The sequence below is a fragment of the Aquimarina sp. ERC-38 genome (assembly GCF_026222555.1).
Classification (GTDB): domain Bacteria; phylum Bacteroidota; class Bacteroidia; order Flavobacteriales; family Flavobacteriaceae; genus Aquimarina.
Genome location: NZ_CP098511.1, coordinates 3,277,032 through 3,298,596 on the forward strand (window position 1 = coordinate 3,277,032; position 21,565 = coordinate 3,298,596).

Sequence of the window (21,565 nt, forward strand, 5' to 3'; positions counted from 1 at the left end):
GGTGAACTGAAATACTTACTTTCATAGCATAAACATCTCGATACACGCTCATGCTTCGCGCACTCGATGTGACGTTGTGCTTTATATAATTTTGTCGTCAGGTCGAGTGGTTTTATTCTGAAGAATGAAGAATAAAATTGTATCGAGACCTTAGTAAATTATCCCTCTTACTTTCATAGCACAAACATCTCGATACACGCTCGTACCTCGCGCACTCGATGTGACGTTTCGGTTAATCAAATCTATTTATAATGTTACCATCGGGTCGAGTGGCAAAATTGGGCGTCTCGATACACGTTCGTACCTCACGCACTTGATGTGACGTTTTTACCTATAAAATGAGAAATTTCAATAATCTTATCTCTACAAACCTACCTCCTCAACCTCTATATAAAATCCCGGATCGACTTTAAATTCAGTTGCGCGCACTAGAAGGGATTGCCAATCTGCGGTGGGTGTGATCCATAGTTCTTTACCGTCTATAATAATTTTAACAGGTATGGTAAATCCTGGTACAACCGATGTAAATTTATACTGAATATGATCTTTTTCTTTTTTGTAAGATAGTACCGGAATATCCGTAGTTCGTAAGTATTGATCGAAAAAAGGTTTTAATGATAAACCGGATTCTTTTATAATATAATTTTCTATTTCCTCAGAAGTGACGGTTTTATGGTAAAAAGTTGTATTTAAACCTCTTAAGATAGCACGCCATTTTTCGTCATCATTGATCATTTGCCGTAGGGTATGTAAAACATTTGCTCCTTTATAATACATATCTCCTGATCCTTCCTGATTGACTCCATAAGGTCCAATCATAGGTTTATCGTTTAAGATTTTTTTGCGGGTACCGATTACGTAAGCGGCAGATGCTTCTTTACCATAATAATAGTCTAAAAATAAATTTTCGGAATACGCTGTAAAGCCTTCATGAACCCACATATCCGCGGCGTCCTTGTAAGTGATATTATTGGCAAACCATTCATGACCGGATTCGTGGATTATAATAAAGTCAAATTTTAACCCCCAACCGGTACCTGATAAATCCGTACCTAAATAGCCATTTGTATACCGATTTCCGTAAGTGACAGAACTTTGATGTTCCATACCTAAATAGGGAGCTTCGACCAGTTTAAAACTATCTTCGTAAAAAGGGTAGGGACCAAACCAGTGTTCAAAAGCTTCCATCATTTTGGGTGCATCTTTAAATTGTTTTTTTGCTTTGGCTTTATTGTAACTAAGTACGTAATAATCCATATCCAAAACCCCTTTTTCCCCTTGATATTTTTCACCAAAATGAACATAATCTCCAACATTAATATTTACGCCATAATTATTAATCGGATTGCTTACAAACCAATGAAACGTTGTTTTTCCATCTTTATGCTTCTCGGTTTTTCGAAGCCTTCCGTTTGATACATTCATAAAACCTTTGGGTACTTTAACACTAATCAACATGCTGTCTACTTCATCATACATATGGTCTTTGTTAGGCCACCATACACTAGCCCCTAATCCCTGGCAAGAAGATGCTACAAATGCTTTTCCGTTTTTATCTTTAGTCCAGGAGATACCCCCATCCCAGGGAGCCCGAACGGCTTCCCTTGGTTTTCCTTCGTAAAAAACAGTAATACTATCCAGCGCATTTAATTTAGGAGTATCCGGAAGTGTGATAAAATGTGCATTTATCTCAGAAGTTACTGGTAATTCTTTTCCTCGCTGTACTACTTTGGTAATTTGTAAAGGAGGTTGAAGGTCAATCTGCATAACCAAATTTGGATTCAGTACTTTATAATGCACCGTATTTTTACCGACAATTGTTTTTTGGTCAGGGTTTACTTCAATATCCAGATGGTAATAGGTAAGGTCCCACCATTCCCGTTCGGGAGTAATAGATCCTCTTAAGGTGTCCTGTCTAGTAAAGTTTTTTTGTTGCGAAAAACAGGTAAAAAAACTAAAACAACATCCGATTAGAATAAAATATTTCTTCACGATTAAAAAGTTAAGTTTGTATGAGATCAAAAATAGTTCCTAAACTGATTCTAAGCTTATCATTTTTTAAAAAGAAGAAATTATACTGTTGCTTAGCAGTTTCTTTGAATGATAGATACCTAAAGAAGTTGACAACGATATTAGAACAGCGTACATAATTACCACTACTCCCTAAAAACTTCGGAAGGAAATACAACCGGGCTTTCAAAACCATTAGTTCCTACCGTAGAAATTCCGAAGAAATAATTGTCAATTACAATTCCATCTAAGGTAAATTGAGTTTTGTCTCCTACAAACCGACTGTGATCCCAGGTAGGGCTGGTTGTATCTCGCCAATAGATTTTGTAACCTTTAACCCCGGAATTACCTGCTTTTTCCCATTTAAATTTAGCGCTGGGTTCTACGATTCCACCAATTTTTACGTTTTTAGGTGCCGGAGGTGCCCAGGCAAGACTTGCCAGATTAATTGCATTGACCGCTGTTAATTTGGCAGCATATTCAAAATTGACGTGCTCTACCGTATCTCCGTAATCTATTCCGTTTTCGGTACGGATATCCTGATGCTGTTGGGTATAGTTTTCATGAGCTTCCATAATCCGAATTCCGGCGAAGCCCAGATCATTAAAAGGTTTATGATGACCGCCACGACCAAATCGATCCAGGCGGTAGATCATCATGGGTTTCATCTCAGGCATATAAGTTTTTACATTACCATGCACATACCTTGCCAGTTGTCGGGAAATTCCGTCCACCTCTCCGCCATAATAACGACGTGCTTTGCGTTGCTTTTCTGTTTCGGTGGGATTGGTAGGTTCAGAAAATATTCTAAAGCTGCGATTGTCAATAACTCCGTCCACTCCTTTAATATTTCCGATCATATCATTGTTTAAAATACCAATAATATCCCAGCCATTTTCTTTAGCATATTTGGCTAATCCGGCACCGCCAAACAACCCTTGTTCTTCTCCTGATAGTCCTACGTATAAGATACTACTTTCAAACTGATATTTTGATAAAATCCGGGCAGCTTCCATGGTTCCCGCCATACCGCTGGCATTATCGTTAGCTCCTGGCGCGTCAGTCGTAAAATCCATGGTATCACTAGCTCGTGAATCAATATCCCCACTCATGATAACAAAGCGGTTCGGATATTTAGTTCCTTTTTGTATGGCTAAAACATTAACTACCCAAGCATCTTTGGGTATACGGGTTCCCATATCTTTAGTAACAAAATCTTTTTGATACGAAACCTGTAAACAGTTGTTACAATTCTTAGAGATAGTTTCAAATTCGGATTTAATCCAGCGTCTAGCCGCGCCAATCCCCCGGGTTTCTGAAACTGTATCACTAAAGGTGTTACGAGTACCAAAATCGGCAAGTTTTTTAATATCTTTTTCAATTCGATCTGCAGAAACCGAATCAATGATTGCATAGATTTTAGGATTGGTTTGCGCAAAGGTGGTAAGTATACTAAAAATACAAGTGAAGTAAAGAATTGATCTCATTGTGCTATTTTAAAGCTGGTAATTTAGGTATTAATTTGAAGTAGCTGATTTTTGTTTAGATAATTATAACAGAAATAGGGGTGGATACATAAAAGTTGAGTTTTTACTACGTATTTATCTAATGAGAGTGTAAACTGTACTCTGTCTGATTAAAATTTTAGTTTAATTTTAATGAGATATTATGACAACACAAGAACAACAAGAATTAGAGAAGAAGGCACTAGAGCAATTCATGTCTGGTAAGAGTCTTTTTAGTAAAGATGGTGCTTTTGCACCAATGCTTAAAAGTTTTATTGAGAAGGCTTTAGCGTCTGAGATGGAAGGTCACCTGGACGATGTTGAACGTTCCAAAGGAAACAAACGTAATGGCAAGGGCAAGAAGACCATCAAGAGCGGTTTTGGGACTTTTGATATTGAAACCCCTCAAGATCGTCTCAGTAGCTTTGAACCAGAGCTGGTCAAAAAGCGGCAAAGTATCCTGGCAGACAACCTTTCAGATAAAATAATCGGTCTCTATGGCCTGGGGATGAGCTACCGTGATATCTCTTCACACATCAAAGAGATGTACGACACAGAGATCTCCCATACCGTGCTAAGCCAGATTACAGATAAGATCATTCCGGATGTAAAAGCATGGCAGAACCGTCCTCTAGAACCTTTATACTGCATCGTCTGGTTAGATGCTATGCACTACAAGGTTAAAGTATGTTTATTTCAACTGAAAAGTATACCACTATTTCATTTCAAAAGTATACCATTTTAAATTAAATATCAATGGTACTTTAGTTCCCTGGGGGGTACCCCCAGGGAACTAAAGTAAGGTGGTGCCCGGATGTGATTTTTTTCTTTTTTCATTGACCCATCATTTGTTTGGTTTCTTTTAATCGGTAGGATTCTCCATTCATATTAATAAGATGTGCTTTATGGGTTAGCCGGTCCACTAAGGCAGCCGTGAGTACGGGATCACCGAAAATCTCTTCCCAACGTTCAAATCCCAGATTGGTAGTAATAATGGTTGATTTACGTCCTGCTCTTAAAGAGAGGTGATTAAATAAGAGTTCCGATCCTTCTTTATCGAAGGAGACATACCCAAACTCGTCACAGATGACCAGATCGTACTTCTCAAAGCGGGCTTCCATTACTTTTAAGTTGCGCTGGGAGTGCGATTCTCGTATTTGTGTCAATAGTTTATGTACGGTGGTGAACAGCACTTTATACCCTTGCAGGCAGGCCTTTAGTCCCAGACCCACAGCAATATGGGTTTTACCCGTTCCGGGATTACCTGCCAGTATTATATTTTGTCCGGATTCTATAAAGTCAAGACGTTCCAATAGCGGTAGTTTCTCCATGGCACCGGTAGGTAATTGATCTCTGACCAGTTCATTTAGATACATTTTTGAAGGAAAATTAGCCTGTCTAATATGGAATTTCTTACGATTCTCTATCCGCCCTTCATACTCCCGCTCCATGAGTTGTAAAAGGAAGTGTTCGTAATCCATCCCTTCCATGGCAGCCTCTTTGGCCAGTTGGCTAAAGTCTCTTCTAAATACGGGCAACCGTAATTCTTTGCTGTAATCCACTATACGCTGATTGATTGTTTTATTCATCGATTTTTAATTTAGTAACGCTGATAGTTGTTGAAGTTGTGATTGGGCCATAGTAGTAATTTGAGTGGGTACCAGGGGCTCATCTTGCTGCTCTTGCTTATTGCCCAGCACTGCTTTTATCTTTTCCACAGTAAGTTTCTTTATCGGGCTTTGGGTAAGCTGGTTCACTACTTGTTCTAGTTTTTCATGGGTAATTTTATGTGCTCGGCAATAAATCAAAAGGTCAATAAAGCCTCGCGCTTCCCCTGTAAAATGGGTTCGATAGAGCTGTTTTAAGTACTCTGAACTTGCCAGGGCTATACTTCCCGGAAGGGCCCTAGGCTTGCGTTTAAAAGTGTCCAGATAATGGTCGATTTTTATGACCCATTGGTGTTTGTGGTAGCTTCGTTTATGAATGGCTACTTTTTGATTATCGTGATAAAGCCATAACTCGTGGCTCATAATCTTAACATCTACAAAACGGCCCACTAAATGATCTGCTACGGAATACCGGTTGGTTTTGTAGCTTACCGTAGCGTATTTATCTACTCTGAGCTGAATTTGTTCAAAGCAGCGCAATCTTATCGGTGCTACTTTTAGAGCGTTTTTTTCCTGATCAAATAATTCATTAGCAGTCTTCCCGGTAAGTTGTTGTTTGGTATTATTAAGCCTTGCTATGGTATTAGATAGCCAAGTATTGGCTTCCTTAAAATTGGTGAAGCTAGATTTTACACCAAAACTCTTACGGCGAATGTATTCCACGCTGCGTTCCACATGCCCCTTTTCATTACCCCGATAGCTATTGCAAAAGCGGTGGCTGAACTGATAGTGCCCGCGTAATTGCAGTAAAGCCTGGGTAGGTTCCTTCTGATATGGACCAACGAACTTAGCTACTGCTACCCGCATATTATCGTAAACCATTTCTTTGTAAACACCACCTACCTGTGCAAAGAACGCTACGTGAGTTTCCATAAAGGCTAGTGTGTCCTGGCGCTGATAGATAGCGGCAAAGCGATAATTGCTGTAGGCCGCTGTAAAAACAGCAAGTTGCAGACGGGTCAGCTTTCCATCTATATAGAGCTTGATCTCTCCCCAATCAAACTCGCAAACATCACCTGGGGTATACGCTTGACGGATAAAAGCTTCCTTAGGTACTTTTTTTCCTTGTTTTTCTTTAATGTAATTACACACGGTAGTGTAGCCAATAATAATGCCTTGCTCCTGCAAAAGAGAGTGGATATCACACTTTTTAAGCAACTGCTTTCTTAGTCCCTGCTGCCTTTTCTTTTCATTAGACAACAATAACGCATCGATGACCTGTTGAACCTCTAGGGTGAGTTTTAATCTGCCACGCTTCTCCTTACTATAGCTTGGAGGGGTCGATAAAAATTGAGCCATTACTTCCTCACAAGGCAAACCCGATTGCAATCCAGATTCAAATTGGGTAATATATTTCTTTACCGTTTTTCTGCTAATTCCAAGCTCATTGCTTATAGCTCGTTGACTTTTACCCTCACGGTAACTCTTTATTATAATTTCCTGTTTTGTATACATACTTATCATTTTCTAGACATCTCTATTGAAATGTCCAAGTTGGTAATAAGTGGTATACTTTTAAATTGAAATATGGGGTAGTTTTATTTTAATATATACAGTTAAAGTAGAAGGGAAGATCGTTCACAAGGCACTTTACAACATCTTGGGAATTAACAAAGAGGGGCAAAAAGAAATACTAGGGATATACTTATCTGAGAGCGAAGGTGCTAACTTCTGGTTGCAGGTACTTACCGACCTTAACAATAGGGGGCTTGAAGATATTTTGATAGCCTGTACCGATAACCTAAAAGGATTTACTAATGCGATACTCGGTGTTTTCCCCAAAGCTGAGGTTCAACTTTGTATCGTTCACCAAATACGTAACTCCTTAAAGTATATAGCTTCAAAGGATCAAAAGGAATTTATGAAAGACCTTAAAAAAGTCTATCGGGCAACAAATAAACAAGTGGCAGAGGATGAACTGGAAAAGCTATCGGGCAAGTGGGAAGAAAAATATCCGGTAGTCATTCAAAGTTGGCAAAACAACTGGGAGCATCTATCACAGTACTTTAAGTATACAGCACCTATCAGAAAAATCATCTATACCACCAACGCTGTAGAGGGGTACCATCGCCAGGTACGCAAAGTAACCAAGACCAAGGGTGCCTTTACAAATGATATGGCACTGCTCAAGCTCGTTTACCTTGCTACGATGAACATCCAGAAAAAGTGGACAAGCCCTCTGCACAACTGGAGCTCTACCATACAGCAACTTTATATTATCTTTGAGGGTAGGATAGACCTGGATATTGGTAAAAACCAATCAAAACGTGTCGCTGACGCTAGGTCGCATTCCAAAATCAGTCGAAAACAAGTTTCGACTAATTTTGAAATGGATAAGAAAAAATAACTCAGACAGAGTTTAATTTACACTACCTATCTAATTGATAAAAGCTTTTCATAATCATATTTTTCATAGTCTTTAGCTTTTTGTTTCCTTAATTTGACCAACTCATTTTTTACTTGTACTCTATACCAATACTCCGGGTTCGTTCTGGAAAAGGAACTTATTTTTAAAACAATATCAGGATTTAATTTTCTTTTTCCAGTTAGGTACGTATGTAAATTACTGTCCTTCATACCAAAATATTTAGCCAAATCTTTTTTAGTAATTCCAAGTACTTTTAGATACATTTTGATAAAATCCAATATATTGATAACCTTATCTTCGTCAATGGATTCTTTCTCGATATAATCTTCTAATTTGTACTGGATAGAAAGAAGTTTGTTTCTAATTTTTCTTTCTTTTGATTGATTTTCAGAATGTTGTTTAACAAAAGTATTGATACTATTTAATTTTTCTTCATTCCAAATATTTTCAGGTTTAATTTCTCTTTCCTTCATAACTATTTAATTTAGATATTCAGTTATTAATTTTTCGCTTCCTTCTGGTAAAATGATCATAGTTGTGGTATTTTTCAATCTTACGGCATTATACTTTTGACTGTATAGGGTCATAAGTTTTATTTCATCCTCAACTTTTTCTTCTATAACATCAAAGGCTACGTATCCTTCTTTATCATTCATAAAACTTTGTCTACAAGCAAAAGCAATTAAACATCCAGCAACTTTATCATACATTCTTTTATTTCCTTTATTATGTGGAGCTACTTCAACAAATGCCATATACACATGAAAATCCGTTTTAGTATTGATAATCAAACATCCTTCAACAACATCAGGATTGATTAATGTAGTTAACGTGTAAGTTTTATGTTCTTTTTTCTTTGAATGCTTATTAAAATTAAACCTCCATCCTGAACTTATGGAGGGTAACTTATTTTTGTTTTTTGTAATTAAAAGTATTTTAGCTTCATCTTCTGAATTACTTCTACAATTAAATACTTTAACATTCATAAATGATTGTATACTATCAAAGGTATTAAAAATTATACAAAATGTATAATTAAACAACCTCATTTTTTAACCTAAAAAGAGAAAATAATCCAAAAACCGCCCCAATTCCTAAAATTAATAAAGCATATTGAATGGATGTATATTCAGTAAGATATTGTACCAACTGAATACTGATAATGGTTACCGTATATCCAATACAATTGACAATGGTTAAAGCGGTTCCTTTTAAGGCTACTGGTGCGCTTTTTGCAATTAACGTAGAAAATTGCGGGGAGTCCGAAATTACCAGAAGTCCCCATAGCACTAAAAAAACAATAAATAGAGGAGGAGCCAGGTAAAAGGAAAATGGTACCAGTAAACAACATATTCCGGAACCTAACAGGCTTATAAATGCAATTTTTTTACTTCCAAAACTTAAGGAAAGAAAACCACCTATACTACAAGATAAAGCACCGATAGCAATAGCTACAAACGACCATAGAGCAACGGATAGATTTGTTCCGTTGTAATTATTATAACTTAAAAGTAAGACCGGTACGAATCCCCAAAATGCATACAGCTCCCACATATGTCCGAAATACCCAAAAGCAGCTTTTCGGAAATCAGGTTTTTTAAAGATTTGAGAGATTTGCTTTGTACTAAAGTTAAGAGATCTTTGTGCAAAAGGTCCGTCCGGTACGCCAAAACCAATAAGTCCGCCCCCAACAAGTGCCAACCCGGAGGTTACGTATACAATAGTCTGATAACTTCCGCTTATGGATAGGTAACTTACCAAATGTGGGAAGGCGGTACCTAATACCAAAGCACCTACTAACAAGCCTAAAGCCTTTCCTAATCCTTTTTGGTAGTAATCGGAAGCAATCTTCATGCCTACCGGATAGATACCAGCCAAACAAAAACCGGTTATAAAACGAACAAAAAGTACACTGATAAATGAAATTCCCGGCACAACCAAAACCAGGTTAGCTAAAGCACCGAACAAAGCGGCTACCATAAAAACTTTAGAGGAAGAAAAACGATCGTTAATGGCATATAAGGCAAACAAAAACGTGCCCATAATAAATCCGATTTGAACGCTAACCAGCGCATATCCTACCTGGCTACTATTAATATCGTTCCCCGTTAGGACATCACTAATTACCACATTCCCTACAAACCATAGTGAAGTGCATAGAAACTGAGCTACGACAATAAGTGGTAAAACAAAAGATTTCACAAGCCTTACTTAAAGTGCCGAAGCAAAATCCTTTAACAACTGGTGTACTTCTTTAGTTCCTTCTACATAATATTTTGCTTTCGTTTTTTTAAAACCAACTTTGATAGTATATGTACTTTCCGGAAGTTCTTTAAACATAAATTCATCCGTCCAGTCGTCACCTATGGCAAAAATAAATTCATAGTCGGTATTCATTAACATTTTAGTAGCTGATTTACCTTTATTGACGCCCCCGGCTTTTATTTCCAATACTTTATCACCGTCCATAATTTCGAGGTTATGATTTGCAATCAAATGTTGTATGGTTGTTTTTACTTCTACCGCGCGTTTTCTAGCCAAATCCGGGTCAACATTACGATAATGCCAGGCTAGCGAATAATTTTTTTCTTCGATAATAGAACCGGGAGTCCGGTCTGTAAAAGTTTCTAAAATAGGTGCAATAACCTCAAACCATTTATTACCTACGGCTTCCATTAATTCCCAGTCTTTCCCGGTTTCGCGTAACCAGGCTCCATGTTCTGTAATTAAAGTATAGGGTTTATGACCAAACCATTTATTAAAGGTGTCTTTATCTCTACCTGTGATTATAATAAGTTTAGTATCAGGTAATTCATAGATAGCATCCAGAATGGTATATAATTCTTCGGTAGGTTTGGCATGTTCCGGAATTTTTTGAAATGGGGCTAGCGTACCGTCATAATCCAAAAATAAAATACGTTGCTTCGCCTTTTTAAAGTCCGAAAACATATGGTTTTTAATGGTGGTATTTAACTTTTTAAGCGCAATTTGCTTTTCATGCTGTTGCGTTAATTCCAGCGCTTCCATAAAATCCGAAGCCCAACGTTCTACATCATAGCGTTGCAATCGTTTTTGCATGGCACTATTTCGTTTTATCTGCTCTTCTACCGGCATTTCCAGTGCATATTTTATAGTATCTGCAATCTCTTCAAAGTTATTAGGGTTAATAATTAAAGCTTCGCTCATTTCTTTAGATGCTCCTGTCATTTCACTTAAAATTAAAACCCCTTTTTTATCTACTCTTGCTGCCACATATTCTTTAGCCACCAGGTTCATACCATCCCGGATAGGGGTAAGCAAAGCAACTTCACTCGAAGTATAGAGGTCAATCAGGTTTTCAAAAGGCATGGATCGATAGAAATACCAGATAGGTGTCCAACTGACCTCGGCAAACCTTCCGTTAATTCTTCCTACTAATTGATCAATTTCATTTTTTAATAATTGGTATTGCGGAACGTCTGATCGGGAAGGAACGGCCAACATCACCAAACGCGCTTTTCCTTTAAATTGCGGATATTTCTCTAAAAAATATTCAAAGGCACGCAGACGATTGGCAATACCCTTGGTATAATCCAGACGGTCAATAGATAGAATTAATTTGGCTTTACTACCTTCCTTTAAATGTTTATCAATTTCCTGTTGAACTTCACTTTTGTTCTTTTTATCCTTTTTATCATGAGAGATGGCAGCTTTATGAAATTTTTGGTAATCAATTCCCATAGGAAAAGAATCTACCACGACATTCCGGTTCTCTAACTGAACGGTGTTAAAATTAATCTCATGTCCTAAAATACGCTGGGTTGCGCTTAAAAAATGACGTTCATAATCATAGGTATGAAATCCAATTAAATTGGATCCTAATAAACCTTCCAGAAGTTCTTTACGATAAGGAATCGTACGGAATACTTCATAAGAAGGAAATGGGATATGTAAAAAGAATCCGATGGTAGCTTCCGGAATCTGGTTGCGTACTAATTGTGGAACCAGTAATAATTGATAATCATGTACCCAGATGGTATCTCCGTCTTTATAAGTTTCGATAACTTTATCGGCAAACTTTTGGTTGACCTTCTGATACATCTCCCAGGTATCTCTTTCAAACCGCGTATATTCCATAAAATAATGAAATAATGGCCACAGGGTATCATTACTAAATCCGAAGTAGTAGCCATCCAATTCCTCTTGTGATAGTGCCACTCCGGAGCACTGATGCTCTTTAAGTGTCTGGTTTACTTTCTTATGCAATTGAGGTGTCAGGCAATCTTCTGTCAGTCCGCTCCAGCCTATCCAAATCCCGTCACTATCGGAATGAACGGATTTCATACCTGTAGCTAATCCTCCTACGCTGGGCGTAGCTTCTATAGAATCATTATCAATTTTTAGTTGTAAGGGTAATCGATTTGAAATAATGATAGTTTTACTCATAAAGTAAGAAAGATTGTTGGTGGTTATATTTGAATTTTGCTAAATTTCGCAAAAAGAAATTAAAGCCACGGCTATTTAAAGGAAAATTATAATTTATGGATAATTTAGATTACGGAATCATTGGGAATTGTAGAAGTGCTGCGCTTATTTCTAAGTACGGTTCTATCGATTGGGGGTGTCTTCCTAATTTTGATTCGGATTCTGTTTTTGCAAAAATTCTGGATGAAAAAATAGGGGGAAGCTTTGAGATTTTAGTAAAAGATACTTATAAGATTTCACAGAAATACATTCCCAGTACAAATATTCTAGTTACAGAATTTGCTGATGGTGATCACATTTTTGAAGCTATTGATTTTATGCCCCGCTATAAGAATGCTGACGGTACCTTTTATGCCCCGGCAGATATTATCCGGTATATTAAACTAATTTCCGGTACGCCTAAATTTAGGGTAAAATACGATCCAAAACTAGAATATGCAATTGCAGCTACCGAACATAAAATCGAAAGCGATTATATCAAGAGTATTACGTATGACGACAAATATGATACTTTATATCTATACACTGATCTGGATCGAGAAAAAGTATTAGCATCCGAAGAATTTACACTTACCGAACATGCCTATTTTGTAGTCAGTTATCATGAAAAAATATTAAAACAATCCCTGGAACGTTCGTATTTAAAAATGCAACGTACCCGGGTCTACTGGTTAAACTGGAGTGAAAATACCACCTCTTATAACTTTTATAACGATCAGATTTTACGAAGTGCTCTAGTCTTAAAATTGTTAAGCTACGAGAAGTCAGGAGCTGTTCTAGCTGCTGCTACCACTTCGTTACCGGAAACCATTGGAGAAGTACGTAACTGGGATTACCGGTTTTGCTGGATTAGAGATGCGTCAATGGTGATTAAAGTAATTTCGAACCTGGGTCACAAAAATTTGGCAAAACGGTTTTTACAATTTATCATAGATATTATACCAGATAAGGATCAAAAGATCCAAATTATGTATGGTATCAACGGTGAAACGAAGCTTACGGAAAAAACTCTGGATCACTTAAGTGGGTATAAAGGATCTAGCCCGGTACGGATAGGGAATGCGGCATATCACCAAAAACAACATGATATTTATGGTATTTTGATGGACGTTATTTATCAGCAATTTGTGAAGTTTGATACGGATGTAGATAATAGTGAAGGACTCTGGACTATTTGTAAAAGTATTGTACATATTGTTAATGTTAACTGGGAAAAACCAGATAAAGGTATCTGGGAGTTTAGAACAGAAGAACGGCACTTTACCTTTTCTAAACTTTTATGTTGGGTTGCCGTAGACCGAGCTATAAAAATTGGGGAATTAATTGATAAAACCAATAAAAACGAACGTTGGATTCAGTTACGGGATCGTATTTACCAAGATATTTATACCAAGTCCTGGAACGAAGAAATACAGGCATATACCCAATCGTACGGTTCCGCTGACCTAGATGCTTCTACTTTATTGATGGAATCCTATGGTTTTATTAAAGCTCGAGACCCACGTTTTATCAGTACTGTCAAGGCTACTGAAAAGGAGTTATGTAATGATGGCTTGTTGTATCGTTATAAAAACAAAGATGATTTTGGCTTACCCTCTTCGTCTTTTACAATTTGTAGTTTCTGGTTTATTAATAGTTTGTATAAAATAGGAGAACGTAAAGAGGCCAAGCGTTTGTTTGACCAATTATTATCTTATAGCAACCATCTGGGCTTGTTTAGTGAAGATATAGACTTTAAGTCCAAACGATTGTTAGGTAATTTTCCACAAGCTTATTCGCATTTGGCTTTAATTGAAACTGCAGTTAACTTTTGTGGGGGCATTACCGAAGAAGACCGGATTATGGAATCTATTCATGAATAATATCGAAAGGTAGCGTTATAATTTTATGATGAATGCTATTTGATTTAAAGCCGTCAGATTGAGTAATTTCATGTAATGAAGTGAAGAAAAATAGCGGGTCCTTGACTTGATCGAGGATATCTAAATTAGGCTTTAAACTTAAAGTAATTTGAGTTATTTAAAATGCCGAAGTTTAAAATTAATTATTAGGGGCAAATTATTAAGTAGTTGCTTCCGATTTCTTTAATAAAATTCGAGAGCGTGGTATACTTTCCGGATAATTTTCCTGTATAAAACGAACCAGTTGTTCCCGGACATGTACTCGTAAATCCCAAGCAGTAGGGGAGTCTTTTGCACTCATTAGTGCCCGAATTTCGATACCTTCGGGTTTTACGTCAGTCACTTGTAATACATTGACTTGTTTGTCCCATAATTCTGTCGCATGTAACACCCGAGTCAGTTCTGTACGCAAAGCTTCTACATTCATTTTATAATCCGTAAAAATAAATACGGTTCCCAGAATTTCTGAAGTTTCGCGAGTCCAGTTTTGAAAGGGTTTTTCGATAAAATAGGTAGTAGGTACGATTAACCTACGCTTATCCCAAATTTTGATAACTACGTACGTCAGGGTAATTTCTTCAATAGTACCCCATTCTCCTTCTACAATAACTACATCGTCTAGGCGTATGGGTTGGGTAAATGCAATCTGGATACCGGCAAGTAGAGTACCCAGGGCTTTCTGAGCAGAAAAACCAATAATGATCCCTGCCACCCCAGCGGAAGTTAGCATACTTACACCAATACTTCGGATGCTTTCAAAACTCATTAGACCAATGCCGATTGCAAAGACTATAATGATAAAAATGGCAATGCGTTCCAGGATATTGAACTGCGTATAAATTTTTCGTGCCCGTAAATTGTTGGAAGCATTGATATCATAACTAGCTACAATACGTTGTTTAATTACTTTTAATACTGCTATAATAATCCAGGTAATAGCAATGATAAGTAGAATCGTAGCAATACCATTGGTGGTAGCAGTCAATTCTTCGGTTACGTATTCTTCTACCGGAAGTAACTTAGTAGTAACGGCTGCTAGTAAAAGGAATAACGGAAGTTTTATTCGGGTAGCGAAATGCGGAGGTATTAAAAATCGTGAATCCCTACCAACCGCTTTTAAAATCAAGTGCAAAGCAATATACGATGCAATTAAAATTCCAAATCCGATAAGGAGTTGCCGAAGAAAGAGTTGGTTGATAGTTCCGAATAGGTTAAAGTTCATTTTATAATTTTAAGGGGTGGTAAAGAAATGGTATTAGTTATTGTCGATAAAAACAAAGAGTAAAATACCCATATTAAACGGAATAAGGTGTACTGAAATACAAATTTATGTATCTTATAATAATCTAATCTAGTTCTTTCTAAAAGTGTAGAATAAACCTGACCATATTATTCAATTATATAATCAAAACATGGTTTAAAGGACAACCTATGACCGTTTTTTGGAGCGAATTAATTTATGATCCCTTGTAATTACGGCTTTTATAAATTTTAATAGGGTTTTGTTTATTTACTAGGTCAGTTTCTCATACTTAGACCGGAACTTTCCGCAATAGATCCGTATTGGAATGGTTTCTATTGATAAGAGTTTAGAAAGAATGCAAGAAAATAATTATGAGTTTTATTATAGTTCGTAAGTCTTTATTAAGTTCTCAATTCAGAAGATAGTAAATGGAACGAAAGTAATTTGGATTAAAAATGGTCTTAGCAATATTATATTGTTCAACAACTAAATTAATTATAGTTCAGTTTAAGGGATAGCTCACAAGATTAATAAAGTTAAATTTAGCCTTAAAAAATAGTAATAAAATAATAGCGAGTGAACAATAGTGGAAAATTGACTTTAAAACGGAATAGTTAGAGGTATTAAATTAGAATGCTGAATTTTGAAAAGTTCTTTTTTACTAGAAACGAGAGATTGATTATATTGAACCCATCAAATCAGAACACTATGCGACTCTATTTTTTTAATTTACTTTTTTTATTTTTTATAGTATCATGCTTCTACGGTCAGCAACAGGATTCTTTATTATTAAAAAAGAATTACGATCTAAAAGAATATCGTATTCCTATGCGTGATGGAGCCGAACTTTTTACTGTGATTTATACACCCAAAGACACTTCTAAAAAATATCCTATTTTGATAAATCGCACTTGTTACAATGCGTCTAAATATACGAATTATCAATATAATGGATATCCTTCAAAATATATAGTTAAAGATGGCTATATCCTGGTATTTCAAGATGTTCGGGGACGGTATATGTCTGATGGTACTTTTGATAATATGCGACCAAACATTGCTGGGAATAATCCTAAGAATAAGAATGATATTGACGAAAGTTCAGATACTTATGATACTATTGACTGGTTGTTAAAAAACATAAAAGGTTCTAATGATAAAGTAGGTATGTACGGGATATCTTATCCAGGACATTATGCAGCTGCGGGTTTGATTGATGCACATCCAGCATTAAAAGCGGTATCTCCTCAAGCTCCAATTGCAGATTTTTTCTTTGACGACTTCCATCATCAAGGTGCTTATCTACAAAGTTATACCGCAGCTTTTGCTGTCTTTGGATATCAAAAAGATAGTCTTACCCGTAAAACCTGGTATACAGATAAAATTAAACGATTTTACGATAATCCGACTCCTGATGCATACGACTTTTTTCTCAAAATGGGGCCTCTTAAAAATGTTACTAAAAAGTATCATCATGATAACTTCTTTTGGAAGCAAGTAACAGAACATCCCAACTATGATGAATTTTGGCAAAAAAGGAATATTTTACCTCACTTAACTAATATTGAACCAGCAGTAATGACAGTTGGGGGATGGTTTGATGCTGAAGACCTCTACGGTCCGCTAAACATTTATAAGACTATAGAAGTAACTAGTCCTAAAGCCGATAATACTATTGTAATGGGACCATTTGACCATGGTGGCTGGGCAAGGGAAAAAGGAAAAACGGTTCATAATCATATATATTTTGGAGATAGTATTGCTACCTTTTTCCTCAAGGAAATAGAGCAAAAATTCTTTGCAAGACACTTAAAGAATGAAAATTCAAATTCTTTACCAGAAGCCTATATGTATGACACAGGGTCAAAAGAATGGAAGAAATTTAATAAATGGCCTCCAGAAAATATTGAAAGCGTAATTTTAGTTTTTGGTAATAATGGTAAACTTAGTATTAATGGTTCCATAGATAAAAAGTTAAAATTTGAATATACCAGTGATCCTCAGAAGCCCGTACCTTATACTTCCCAGACTCAAGGTTTAACATTCACCCCTAGAAGATATATGTCTGATGACCAGCGAGAAGCCTCTCGTCGCCCAGACGTATTAACTTTTGAGACAGAATCCTTGACTTCAGACCGAACGCTTGCTGGTGAAATTATGGCTAAGTTAAAAGTTGCAATTAGTACTACCGATACTGATTTTATAGTAAAAATTATTGATGTCTATCCGCCCGAACATAAGAACTTTGAGCACAATCCCGATAATATTATTATGGGCGGTTATCAACAATTGGTCCGTGCGGAGGTTTTTAGAGGAAGGTTTCGAAATAGTTTTGAAAAACCAAAACCGTTCGTTCCCGGTAACCCCGAAGATGTAAATTTTCGTTTACAGGATATTTTACATACTTTTAAAAAGGGACATCGTATTATGGTACAAATTCATAGTACCTGGTTTCCCTATATTGACCGTAACCCACAAAAATATATAGATAATATTTACAAGGCCAATGAAGAAGATTTTATAAAATCAAACATTACTGTTTTCGGTTCTTCTACTGTTGAAGTAGGTGGTACTCAAAACTGTTGTGAACCAGCTTTATTTCAGGCAGATAAGGGGGAATTTAAGAATTAGTTATATGGAACTGATATTAACTATGAAATAAAGAGAAATAGTTTCAGGAATGAGTTCAAATGAATTTTCTAAACGGACATGGAAGAAAAGAGAAAAAATCTTTATAATTTCATCCTATCAAGGTTCTTTTTAATAGTTTCCATTTTTATGTCGGCTTCAAATTGAACAAAATTTTCTGGGGTTACTTTTTTAGAGAATATGCCGTTTTCTAATAATAGAAGTTCATCGCAGAAATTAGTTAGGGTAGATAAGATATGAGAACTGATAAGTATAGTTTTATTCAAGGATTTTAATTTAAAGAGTAATTCTTCAATGATCATATTGCTTTGAAGGTCAACCCCGTTAAAAGGTTCATCCAGAATATAACAAGAGTTGCCCTGGCCAAGTATAGCTGTAAGAGCTAATTTCTTTTTCATTCCGGTAGAATACTGATCAACATACCTATCCAGAGGAAGTTCAAAAATATTATTATCTTCAATAGTGAAGTTTTTAATATTTCGTGCCTGAACTAAGAGTCTAATATATTCTCTTCCGGTAAGTTTAGGAAAGAAAAAAGGTTCGGTCGCAAGGTAACCCAAATTCTTTTTTGTATTATTTTTAAAAGTTATCGATCCGGTATAGCTTTCTAACCCGGTCATACAATTAAATAAAGTAGTTTTTCCCGCTCCGTTTTTACCAATAATCCCATAGATTTTTCCTGTATTAAAGGTGTACGAAATATTGTTTAAAATTAATACCGAACCATAACTTTTAGATAAACCTGAAATTGTAATCAACGTAAATAAAATTTTAAACTTTGTACTGATTTTTTATAAAAATAGGGTATGGTAAAAAGTAAAGCCGGAGGAAAAATAATTACTACGAAAAACAAAAGCTGTCTCGGCAATTGGTCTGTATTAGGAAAAAAAGCATATTTTAATAAAATAGCGGTTGCTAAATATGTAATTCCAATAAATGATGCGGCAAGAAAAATGTCCAGCGATTCAAAAAAGAATACAAGTACGAATCCAAAAAGCGGAAGTAAGGATAGTAATGAAAACTGTAAAGCAATTTTTAATTTTTTCCGTATAAATTCCTCGGGGGTGGTATCATACGACCATACAATATATGGGTCTTCGATAAGGTTGTAATAAGAAATAGCCGTAAAGAAAAATACCAACATACTAAAAATACAAAGATTAAAATTACCTACATAAACCGAAATCGAACCAAGGAAATACACAAATAAGTACGCCAAATATGTCTTTCTAAAGCCCAGGATAAATTCAAAAGGATGTTTATAAAATGGCGTTGGAATAGTAAAATTTCTATCGATATGAAAAGAAAACAAGCCGGTAATTATAGCAATACTTATAGAAACAATTGAATAAATCCATAATTTCTGAAAGAGAAAGATAAAAGCTACCGGTAAGCTAATTAAGATATTTTCTATAACTCTTATAAACTTATGGGTTGACCTTCCATAACAATTATGTAAAAAGTCATTTCTTTTTTTTGAAGAAAAACTAGTAACTAAAAAGAGTACTATAAAAAGATAAAGATAGGGGGCAGCAACTAATTTTAGAAAAATCCAATTTGAAAAACAGAAAAACACGATGGCGATGAATGGTATTCCCAGTAATGGGGAAATACCAAAAAGCTTAAGCCTTCGCAATAACAAAGTAGCCTGAAGTTGAAAGTGATACAGCATACAAATTAAAACTAAACAAGCAACCACTCTTTAGTTACGATCCTTCGTTTTTAAAAATAATCTCATAATGTTCTACTATAGGAAAAGGTTCATAATAATGATGTAATAACTTTTTCCAATGCTGATATTCTTCCGAAGTTCTAAAATTTACTTCATGGCTTTCAATATCCTTCCAATGCACTAATAAAAGATATTTATTTTCGACTTCCATACATTTGTGTAAAGAATGGCGTATATACCCTTCAATATGAGAAATATATTGAGAAGCCGTAGCAAAATCTTTTTCAAAATTGGTGGCTTCTCCTTTTTTTACGTAAAGCAATGCTTGTTCTAATATCATAGACTACTATTAGTGTTCGACCGTTACATGAATAAAATATGGCTTTAGTTTATAATAGTGTTGGTGTATCAAAATTGAACTAACTATTTTATTTACAGCTATTTACTATATTCCAAACCCTTTCCAAAGGAAAGGACTTTTAGCTACTTTCCCTTCAGGAAGGGCAGGGGATGGGATCTAAGTGAATTGGAATTATTTACGCTATTTTAAACTAGAACCTAAATTTTTTATAAATAGTAGTATCCTAAATTTATAGACGGAAATAACATTTTTCTTACCACTTGTTTACTAGTAAGTAGTGCAAGTAAACTTTTTTAAAGAAAATTTCTACTTCTTAAAAACCGGAAGTAATTTTGTAGATACTTCTCCAAAACCAATACGAACATCTTTATTTTTACAATATCCCGTCATAATTACCGTATCGTTGTCTTCAATAAATTTTCGGTTTTCTCCATCAGATAGTTGTACCGGATTTTTACCTTTCCAACTTAATTCCAACATCGATCCGTAAGAATCCGGAGTAGGTCCGGAAATCGTACCACTACCCATCATATCACCCGAATTTACCGGGCATCCGTTAATGGTATGATGTGCCAGTTGTTGGCTCATATTCCAGTACATATATTTAAAGTTACTCTTACAAACTTTAACTGGCTTTCCCTTTTCCGGTTGAATAGCAACCTCCAGGTGAATGTCAAAACTTCGTTCCCCTTCGGTTTGTAAGTAGGGGAGTTGTTCTTTTTCCGGTTTTGGCCCAGCTACCCGAAAGGGTTCCAAAGCATCCAAAGTAATAATCCACGGTGAAATAGAAGAGGCAAAACTTTTTCCTAAGAAGGGGCCAAGCGGAACATATTCCCATTTTTGAATATCCCGGGCACTCCAATCATTAAACAATACTAGTCCAAAAATATAATCTTCTGCTTCATCTACTGGTATAGGTTCTCCTAACGGATTTGCATCGGTAGTAATAAATGCCATTTCCAGTTCAAAATCAACCAATCGCGATGGCCCAAAGATCGGACTATCCGCTCCGTCGATAATTTTTTGCCCTTGCGGACGGTGAACTGGTATGCCTGACGGAATAATAGAACTACTACGGCCGTGGTACCCTACCGGCATATGTAGCCAGTTAGGTAAAAGGGCGTTGTCAGGATCCCTAAACATAGTTCCTACATTGGTAGCATGTTCTTTACTGCTGTAAAAATCGGTATAATCCCCTACCGTGACCGGAAGTTGCATTTCAATTTCTTCCAGTTTAAACAGCACTATTTTTTTATGTTCTTCATTATTTTGAAGCGCCTTGTTTTCTTTATCAAAAATTTCGGCAATACGGTTTCGAACCAACCGCCAGGTTTTTTTACCATCAGAGATAAAGTCATTTAAACTATCTTGTAAAAAAATATCATCTGTTAAAGGAATCCCTTCAAAGTAGCCCAATTGATGTAATGCTCCCAGGTCAATCGCTGTATCTCCGATACGGGTTCCTATGGTTATGATATCATCCCGGGTAAGAAATACCCCAAAAGGAATATTTTGGATAGGAAAATCGGTTTTTGAAGAAGTAGCAATCCACGTCTGTCTATTGGGGTTATTCGCGGTTATGGGCATGAGTATATTTTTAAACTTATAATTTTAATTAGGGTCAATCGAGCTTTTAAAGTAAATCAACGCTATAGTCAAATATAGAATATTACCTATAACTACTACTTATTGAGATGTGAAAGTTATATAAAATTATGTACTCCA

The 21,565-nt window shown here is 36.0% G+C and carries 15 protein-coding genes and 2 pseudogenes; 4 read left to right on the top strand and 13 right to left on the bottom strand.

Going from position 1 to position 21,565, the window contains the following annotated elements; all coding sequences use genetic code 11:
* Positions 1 to 363 precede the first annotated feature (363 nt).
* Together NBT05_RS13660 and NBT05_RS13665 are read right to left on the bottom strand one after the other, a co-directional pair.
* Positions 364 to 1,992: a M1 family metallopeptidase gene (locus NBT05_RS13660; RefSeq protein WP_265770415.1), complete on the bottom strand. Its 1,629-nt coding sequence runs from the start codon at positions 1,990 to 1,992 to the stop codon at positions 364 to 366.
* A gap of 164 nt (positions 1,993 to 2,156) precedes the next feature.
* Positions 2,157 to 3,497: a M28 family metallopeptidase gene (locus tag NBT05_RS13665; protein ID WP_265770416.1), complete on the bottom strand. Its 1,341-nt coding sequence runs from the start codon at positions 3,495 to 3,497 to the stop codon at positions 2,157 to 2,159.
* A 181-nt stretch (positions 3,498 to 3,678) separates the two neighbouring features.
* Here NBT05_RS13665 and NBT05_RS13670 point away from each other — a divergent pair.
* Positions 3,679 to 4,203 (top strand): annotated as a pseudogene (locus NBT05_RS13670) (transposase); the annotation flags it as partial.
* Positions 4,204 to 4,348: 145 nt separating this feature from the next.
* Here the strand turns inward: NBT05_RS13670 and istB are convergent.
* Entirely contained in the window at positions 4,349 to 5,104 is a 756-nt protein-coding gene (istB, locus tag NBT05_RS13675) for an IS21-like element helper ATPase IstB (RefSeq protein ID WP_265770419.1), read from the bottom strand.
* A gap of 6 nt (positions 5,105 to 5,110) precedes the next feature.
* Positions 5,111 to 6,637: an IS21 family transposase gene (istA, locus tag NBT05_RS13680; RefSeq protein ID WP_265770420.1), complete on the bottom strand. Its 1,527-nt coding sequence runs from the start codon at positions 6,635 to 6,637 to the stop codon at positions 5,111 to 5,113.
* Between the two features lie 94 nt (positions 6,638 to 6,731).
* On the opposite strand from istA, the pseudogene NBT05_RS13685 reads away from it, so the two are divergent.
* A pseudogene (locus NBT05_RS13685) lies at positions 6,732 to 7,430 on the top strand (IS256 family transposase); the annotation flags it as partial.
* Positions 7,431 to 7,555: 125 nt separating this feature from the next.
* On the opposite strand, the gene NBT05_RS13690 reads toward NBT05_RS13685, so the two are convergent.
* The 4 genes from NBT05_RS13690 to NBT05_RS13705 are packed head-to-tail and all read right to left on the bottom strand — an operon-like array spanning position 7,556 to position 11,975.
* Positions 7,556 to 8,023, bottom strand: coding sequence for a helix-turn-helix transcriptional regulator (locus NBT05_RS13690; RefSeq protein ID WP_265770421.1), 468 nt, complete (start codon positions 8,021 to 8,023; stop codon positions 7,556 to 7,558).
* A 6-nt stretch (positions 8,024 to 8,029) separates the two neighbouring features.
* Positions 8,030 to 8,536: a hypothetical protein gene (locus NBT05_RS13695; RefSeq protein WP_265770422.1), complete on the bottom strand. Its 507-nt coding sequence runs from the start codon at positions 8,534 to 8,536 to the stop codon at positions 8,030 to 8,032.
* Positions 8,537 to 8,585: 49 nt separating this feature from the next.
* The gene (locus tag NBT05_RS13700) at positions 8,586 to 9,752 is read right to left on the bottom strand and encodes an MFS transporter (RefSeq protein ID WP_265770423.1); all 1,167 of its coding nucleotides are present in this window, start codon (positions 9,750 to 9,752) and stop codon (positions 8,586 to 8,588) included.
* A gap of 9 nt (positions 9,753 to 9,761) precedes the next feature.
* Complete coding sequence (locus tag NBT05_RS13705; protein ID WP_265770424.1) at positions 9,762 to 11,975, bottom strand: bifunctional alpha,alpha-trehalose-phosphate synthase (UDP-forming)/trehalose-phosphatase; 2,214 nt, start codon at positions 11,973 to 11,975, stop codon at positions 9,762 to 9,764.
* A 95-nt stretch (positions 11,976 to 12,070) separates the two neighbouring features.
* On the opposite strand from NBT05_RS13705, the gene NBT05_RS13710 reads away from it, so the two are divergent.
* Positions 12,071 to 13,876 carry a glycoside hydrolase family 15 protein gene (locus NBT05_RS13710; RefSeq protein WP_265770425.1) on the top strand — a complete coding sequence of 602 codons (1,806 nt, stop codon included), beginning with the start codon at positions 12,071 to 12,073 and terminating at the stop codon, positions 13,874 to 13,876.
* A gap of 199 nt (positions 13,877 to 14,075) precedes the next feature.
* Here the strand turns inward: NBT05_RS13710 and NBT05_RS13715 are convergent, their stop codons facing one another.
* Entirely contained in the window at positions 14,076 to 15,137 is a 1,062-nt protein-coding gene (locus NBT05_RS13715; protein WP_265770426.1) for a mechanosensitive ion channel family protein, read from the bottom strand.
* 729 nt (positions 15,138 to 15,866) lie between these two features.
* Here NBT05_RS13715 and NBT05_RS13720 point away from each other — a divergent pair.
* Positions 15,867 to 17,789 (top strand): CocE/NonD family hydrolase, encoded by a 1,923-nt coding sequence (locus NBT05_RS13720; RefSeq protein WP_265770427.1) that lies wholly within the window; start codon positions 15,867 to 15,869, stop codon positions 17,787 to 17,789.
* A 101-nt stretch (positions 17,790 to 17,890) separates the two neighbouring features.
* On the opposite strand, the gene NBT05_RS13725 is transcribed toward NBT05_RS13720, so the two are convergent.
* The 4 genes from NBT05_RS13725 to fahA all read right to left on the bottom strand — a co-directional run bounded on the left by NBT05_RS13725 (position 17,891) and on the right by fahA (position 21,427).
* The gene (locus NBT05_RS13725; RefSeq protein WP_265770428.1) at positions 17,891 to 18,565 is read right to left on the bottom strand and encodes an ATP-binding cassette domain-containing protein; all 675 of its coding nucleotides are present in this window, start codon (positions 18,563 to 18,565) and stop codon (positions 17,891 to 17,893) included.
* A complete protein-coding gene (locus NBT05_RS13730) occupies positions 18,562 to 19,479 on the bottom strand; it encodes an ABC transporter permease (RefSeq protein ID WP_265770429.1) in 918 nt (305 codons plus the stop codon). Before NBT05_RS13730 ends, NBT05_RS13725 begins: the two co-directional genes overlap by 4 nt.
* A 34-nt stretch (positions 19,480 to 19,513) precedes the next feature.
* Entirely contained in the window at positions 19,514 to 19,819 is a 306-nt protein-coding gene (locus NBT05_RS13735) for an antibiotic biosynthesis monooxygenase family protein (RefSeq protein ID WP_265770430.1), read from the bottom strand.
* Between the two features lie 327 nt (positions 19,820 to 20,146).
* Complete coding sequence (fahA, locus tag NBT05_RS13740; RefSeq protein ID WP_265770431.1) at positions 20,147 to 21,427, bottom strand: fumarylacetoacetase; 1,281 nt, start codon at positions 21,425 to 21,427, stop codon at positions 20,147 to 20,149.
* Positions 21,428 to 21,565 lie beyond the last annotated feature (138 nt).